This window comes from Streptomyces sp. NPDC004752 (assembly GCF_053601275.1).
In genome coordinates this window covers 1-5,008 of sequence record NZ_JBSGBN010000255.1, presented here as the reverse complement: position 1 = coordinate 5,008, position 5,008 = coordinate 1, and the positions used below count along the sequence as shown (strand labels likewise).

Here is a 5,008-nt window from a genome sequence, read left to right as displayed (position 1 = left end):
GTCGGGGCGGCCCCAGGGAGGACCGTGTCCCGGAGCGTCGCCCCGCCACCGGTGCGGGCCCTCCCGCAGAAGGTGCCCGCGAAGGCGGCCGTGACCTCGCGCGTGCCGCCGGGAGCGGCGACGGCCGGTCCGCGCCGCGCGGCCTCGACACCGGCGCCGTACTGCTCGGTGATGTCCCCGACCGGCGCCGCGACACCGAGCACATGCCCATCAGAGGCGGGCTGTGTGCTCACGGACGGTGAGACGTACCGGTCCACCCGCGGGTGATCCCGTGCGACGGGGCGGTGCCGCGCACCGGTAGTGCTCGGCGGCGGGTGGTGATTTGCTGAGGGATGGGCGGGGTTGCGCGGGGTATCCCCGTTCCACCGCAGCGCGGCCACGAGAGGAGCGATCATGAAGAGCACGCAGCGGTCGCATCCGGAATCCGTCACGGTGGAGATCAGCGGGTGCTCCAAGGAGGACGCCCGGATCGTGTTCGACGCCCTGGGGGCCTGCTTCACGTCCGACCGCGGTGCCGACGAGGTGCCGAAGCAGCTCCATGAGACACGTCCCATGGTGTGGCTGGGCACCTACGATGTGGCGGACGCCCATGAAGTGCCCGCACCGCCCGCCCGGCTCGGGTCGTCCGTCCTCGCGGACGTCCAGGGCGGCTACTGGGCCGTCGACCGGTTCCGCACCACCCTGGACTCCCTGTTCTCCGTCGAGGAGACCTGCACGGCCTCCGGCGACCAGGAGCGGGACCTGCACCTGCTGCTGGAAAGCCGCTGACGTCCGTTCACCGGCACGCCCCGGTCGGCCGCTCGCCGACCGGGGCGGTGTCCGTGGCGCCGCCTACCCCTCACCGGCTGAAACATCCATAGAACCGAGGCGACGACGGTCACCGGGTCCGCCGCTGCCGTGGGCGGTGCCACGGCCCACGGCCCACGATCCGTGATCCGCTCCGCCCCGGAGCCCGGTCCCGCTCGTGCCCGTCACGGGGGCGCGGTTCAGAGGCGGTGGGGCCTCGAACGGCGCCGCAGGTACCAGGCCGTGGCGATCACCCCGCCGCCCACGAGGGCCGCACCGACGCCGAAGGTGAGCGGCCCGTAGTCGCGCACGGTGCCGCCCTCACCACCCGCGACGCCCCGCTGCGGGGCGGGCGTCGCGGCGCCCTGCGGGAGCTTCGGGACGCTCTGGGCGTTCGGGGCCTTCGCGGCGGAGACGACGACGGACCGGGAGCCGGCGGTGCCGCCGTTCGAGCACACCACGACGACCGTGTACGTCCCCGGGGTGACGTTCGACCAGACCGCGGACTGGCTGACGCTCGTGCCGGTGAGCGCCGCCTGGCGTCCCTCGGCGAAGTTCGCCTGGTCCCCGGTGAGCAGGGACGCAGTGCCCCAGTTGCCGTTGATCTGGGTGCACGCGCTGGTGACCGCCGACACGTTGGACCCGTTGGTGCTCACCGAGATGCCCGAGGCCGCGGTGGACGGCCCGGCGAGCCCGATGGGCAGCACCGCGGCCACGGCCAGGACCTGGCCGGAGCGGGAGAGGAGTCGAGTAGTGCGCATTGGGCTGCCCTCCGGCAGCACGGTTGGCGGAACGTCCCATGCACCGCCGAGGGTCGGGAAGCGTCCGTGCCGCCTTACTGGCATCCCATGCTGCGCCGGGCCGTCCCGCAGCTGGACCGATACCGTCCGGGTGAGCGGGTGCTCCGTCCGGGTCAACTCCCGTGCGCCTACGGGGCGGAGCCGGGCCACGGGCCCGTCGTCACCCTGCGCCGCGCCGAGAACCCGTCCCAGGCGCCGTCCGGCAGCCTGGCCGGATCCGCACCCGGTGGTGGGCCGCGGCGTCCCGGCCGATGGATACCGAAGCTCTGCGCGGCCCGGCTCCTCGGCGCGGCGCCGCCCGCCACCAGCGGGCGCGGGTGCCACCCGCCACCAGCGTGCGGGGCGCCGCGCCACACCGGCGAGGTGGGCTGCCCGCGGTCGGGCTGGATCTGGTACTCCGTGACCACGCCGTCCGGCGCGCGGCGGATTGGGGCCAGGTCGAGGCGGTATGCCCCGTCCGCGTGGCGGGTCGTCACACACGGATGCCGGTGGGCGCGGTGTCGCCGCAGGCGTCGTCGTCGCTCGCTCCGCCCGCAGGCCGCGCCGAGCGTCAGTGCCGCCGGCCTCCCCGGCGTACCCGATGCCAGGCCCCTGCGCGCCAGTGCCGCCAGCGCCGGTGCGCGGGGTACGGGAACGCGTCGCACGGCGGCGCCTCCCCGCGGACGGGCACCGCGGCACTGGTCCGGACCGATACGCCCGGCCGGTGTGACCTCCTCACGAGGGCCGCGTTGGTGACCACCCAAGGACATTACGTATGCTGAAGCTCCTCACGGCCGAACTCGCCCGGAATACGGGGGAGTTCGCGCCTGTGGCGCGGAACGCTGTCGTCGCTGATCCCGCGCCGTGCGCGGGTGGTCGGGGCGGACTGGGCCGACACGGGCCCGGCCCCCGGCCCCTGCCGGTCCACCTTGGGGCGCAAGCACATCCCCGTACTGTGCGCTCTGGTGTCCGCGCCCGGGTGCCGTCGGCCGCTGTCAGACCGCCGACCAGCCGTTGTCCACCGGCAGGATCGCGCCGTTGATGCTGCTCGCCGCGTCCGAGGCGAGGAACACGATTGCGGCCGCCTGCTCCTCCGGCCGACTGATGCGGCCCACGTTGCCGAAGTACGCGCCGAGGGCGGCCGGCCCGTGCGCCCCCTCCGCCACGTCCACGCTGATCGCGGTCGCGGTCCCGCCCGGGGCGATCGCGTTGGCGCGAATGCCCTGGTCGCGGTACATCACCGCGAGGGACTTGGTCAGACCGATCACCCCGTGCTTCGAGGCCGTGTACGCCGCGCCCGCCGCGCTGCCCCGCAGACCGGCTTCGGAGGCGGTGTTCACGACGACGCCCCGGCCCGCCGCCAGCATGTGCGGCAGCACCGCCCGGGTGAGCAGGAACGGGGCGGTCAGATTGACCCGCAGGACCCGCTCCCACTCGGCGTCGCTCACGTCCGCCAGGGCCGACATGCGATCCATGATCCCGGCGTTGTTCACCAGGACGTCCACCCCGCCGAAGCGCTCCACCGTCGTCGCGACCAGCCGGTCCACCACCGCCTGCTCGCCGAGGTCGCCGGTCACGGCCACGGCCGTGCCCCCCGCCCGCGTGATCTCCTCGACGGCCGCTCCCGCCCCTTCGGCGTCGAGGTCCGCGACCACCACCCGGGCGCCCTCTCCGGCGAAGGCCAGTGCCGAGGCCCGCCCGATCCCCGATCCCGCACCGGTGACGACGACGCTCCGGCCGTCCAGTCCGCTGGCCATGACCCGCTCCCCATCAGTTGGTTCATCTCAGATGACGCGCCGGGCGGAGCGCCCGGCGCATGCGCTCACCCTACGACTTATTGTCTGTGAGTGACATAAAATCTGGGGGAGAATTCCCGTGGCAGCAGCAGTCCGACGCCGGAGGGACAGATGACCGCAGCGAGTGGACGCACGGGACGACCGCCCCTGACCGAGGAGCGCAAGGCGGAGATCCGGCGGGAGATCGCACGGGCCGCGGTGGACCTGTTCGTCGGCCAGGGTGTCGCCGCGACCACGGGGGAGCAGATCGGGCGGGCCGTCGGCGTCTCCGCGCGCACGGTGTGGCGCTACTTCCCGAGCAAGGAGGCATGCGTACGGCCGCTGTTCGAGGCCGGGATCGAAGAGGTCGCCGACGGTTTGCGCGGCTGGCGCCCCGGCCGGCCGCTGGACGAGGTCCTCACCCGCGCGGTACCCGCCGACAGCCGACTGGCGACGGGCCCGGACCGGCCCACCATCGGCGCGCTGGTCCGGCTGACCCGCCACGAGCCGGGGCTGCGGGCGGTCTGGCTCCAGGCGTACGACGATGCCCAGCCGGCGTTCGCCCGCGCCCTCGCCGAACGGGCCGGAGCGTCCGCCGACGAGCTGGGGCCGACCGTCCAGGCCGCCATGTTCAACGCGGCGCTGCGCGCGGCGATCGAGCACTACGCCTGGCACATCGACGAGGAGGACACCGACGCCACGACGGCGGAGGCCGAACTGACGGCGACCCTGCGCTCGGCCCTCGCCCTCGTGGCGTCCGGACTCGCCTAGGTGTATGGCCCTGTCCGATCAACCGCGTCGGATCAGCCCGTGGCGTCATGGGGGTACCTCCCGCGCGAACGCGGCCGAGTACGGCACGAGTACGGCCGAGCGTGGGGGAGCCGTGCCGCGCAAGGCGGAGGGGCGCCCTCGTACGGGGCGTACTCGGGCGTGCCCGACGACGCGGCGAGGCGCGGTGCCTGGGGCACTTCCCCGCGGTGGCCGGGGCAGCGTCCCTCACCTCACAGGGCGATCCACTCAGGGTGATCCACTCAGGGTGATCCACCCGGGGCCAATCCACCCGCGGCGGGCCGCCCCCGGGAGTGCGGCTCACACCTTCCGGTAGGTGTACGCCTCCGCGGCCGCCGCCTCCACCGCGTCCAGGTCGCCGCCCGCGGACGCCGTGACGACCGCCGCCACGGCGCCCTCGACGAACGGGGCGTCCACGAGCCGTGTGCCGCTCGGGAGTTCGTCGCCCTCCGCGAGCAGCGCCTTCACCGTCAGCACCGCGCTGCCGAGGTCCGTGAGGACGGCGACTCCGGCGCCCCGGTCCACGGCCGCCGCGGCGGCGGAGATCAGCTCGGCGCTGGTGCCGAGCCCGCCGCCCTCCGTGCCGCCCGCCGACGCGACGGGCACCTCCGCGGCCCCGCCCGCCAGGCCCCTCGCCAGCTCGGCGACCGAGGCGGCCACCGCGGCGCTGTGCGACACCAGCACGATGCCGACCCGCTGCTGGTCACTCATCCGCGGCCTCCGCGAGCCCCGCGATCAGCAGCGCCGACGAGGTGGCCCCGGGATCCTGGTGCCCGATGCTGCGCTCCCCGAGATAGCTCGCCCGGCCCTTGCGGGCCAGCAGCGGCACCGTCGCCACGGCTCCCGCCTCGGCGGCGGCCCGCGCCGGGGCGAAGCCGT

8 protein-coding genes are annotated in these 5,008 nt (G+C 74.8%); 2 read left to right on the top strand and 6 right to left on the bottom strand.

Annotated features, from left to right (window positions below; genetic code table 11):
- The coding region (locus ACWEKM_RS45795; protein ID WP_451627243.1) for a hypothetical protein at positions 1-233 on the bottom strand (233 nt) is incomplete at its 3' end.
- 160 nt (positions 234-393) lie between these two features.
- Between ACWEKM_RS45795 and ACWEKM_RS45790 the strand changes: the two genes are divergently transcribed.
- The gene (locus ACWEKM_RS45790) at positions 394-768 is read left to right on the top strand and encodes a hypothetical protein (RefSeq protein ID WP_451627242.1); all 375 of its coding nucleotides are present in this window, start codon (positions 394-396) and stop codon (positions 766-768) included.
- 218 nt (positions 769-986) lie between these two features.
- Here the strand turns inward: ACWEKM_RS45790 and ACWEKM_RS45785 are convergent, their stop codons facing one another.
- The 3 genes from ACWEKM_RS45785 to ACWEKM_RS45775 all read right to left on the bottom strand — a co-directional run bounded on the left by ACWEKM_RS45785 (position 987) and on the right by ACWEKM_RS45775 (position 3,322).
- Positions 987-1,547 carry a hypothetical protein gene (locus ACWEKM_RS45785; RefSeq protein ID WP_451627241.1) on the bottom strand — a complete coding sequence of 187 codons (561 nt, stop codon included), beginning with the start codon at positions 1,545-1,547 and terminating at the stop codon, positions 987-989.
- Between the two features lie 167 nt (positions 1,548-1,714).
- Positions 1,715-2,062 carry a hypothetical protein gene (locus ACWEKM_RS45780; RefSeq protein WP_451627240.1) on the bottom strand — a complete coding sequence of 116 codons (348 nt, stop codon included), beginning with the start codon at positions 2,060-2,062 and terminating at the stop codon, positions 1,715-1,717.
- A gap of 498 nt (positions 2,063-2,560) precedes the next feature.
- The gene (locus ACWEKM_RS45775; protein WP_451627239.1) at positions 2,561-3,322 is read right to left on the bottom strand and encodes an SDR family NAD(P)-dependent oxidoreductase; all 762 of its coding nucleotides are present in this window, start codon (positions 3,320-3,322) and stop codon (positions 2,561-2,563) included.
- A 150-nt stretch (positions 3,323-3,472) separates the two neighbouring features.
- On the opposite strand from ACWEKM_RS45775, the gene ACWEKM_RS45770 reads away from it, so the two are divergent.
- Positions 3,473-4,111 carry a TetR/AcrR family transcriptional regulator gene (locus tag ACWEKM_RS45770; RefSeq protein WP_451627238.1) on the top strand — a complete coding sequence of 213 codons (639 nt, stop codon included), beginning with the start codon at positions 3,473-3,475 and terminating at the stop codon, positions 4,109-4,111.
- Positions 4,112-4,429: 318 nt separating this feature from the next.
- Here the strand turns inward: ACWEKM_RS45770 and ACWEKM_RS45765 are convergent, their stop codons facing one another.
- Together ACWEKM_RS45765 and ACWEKM_RS45760 are read right to left on the bottom strand one after the other, a co-directional pair.
- Positions 4,430-4,840 (bottom strand): PTS sugar transporter subunit IIA domain-containing protein, encoded by a 411-nt coding sequence (locus ACWEKM_RS45765; RefSeq protein ID WP_451627237.1) that lies wholly within the window; start codon positions 4,838-4,840, stop codon positions 4,430-4,432.
- Positions 4,833-5,008, bottom strand: a 176-nt coding sequence (locus ACWEKM_RS45760; RefSeq protein ID WP_451627244.1) for a DAK2 domain-containing protein, incomplete at its 5' end; no start/stop codon positions are given. The genes ACWEKM_RS45760 and ACWEKM_RS45765, both read right to left, overlap by 8 nt.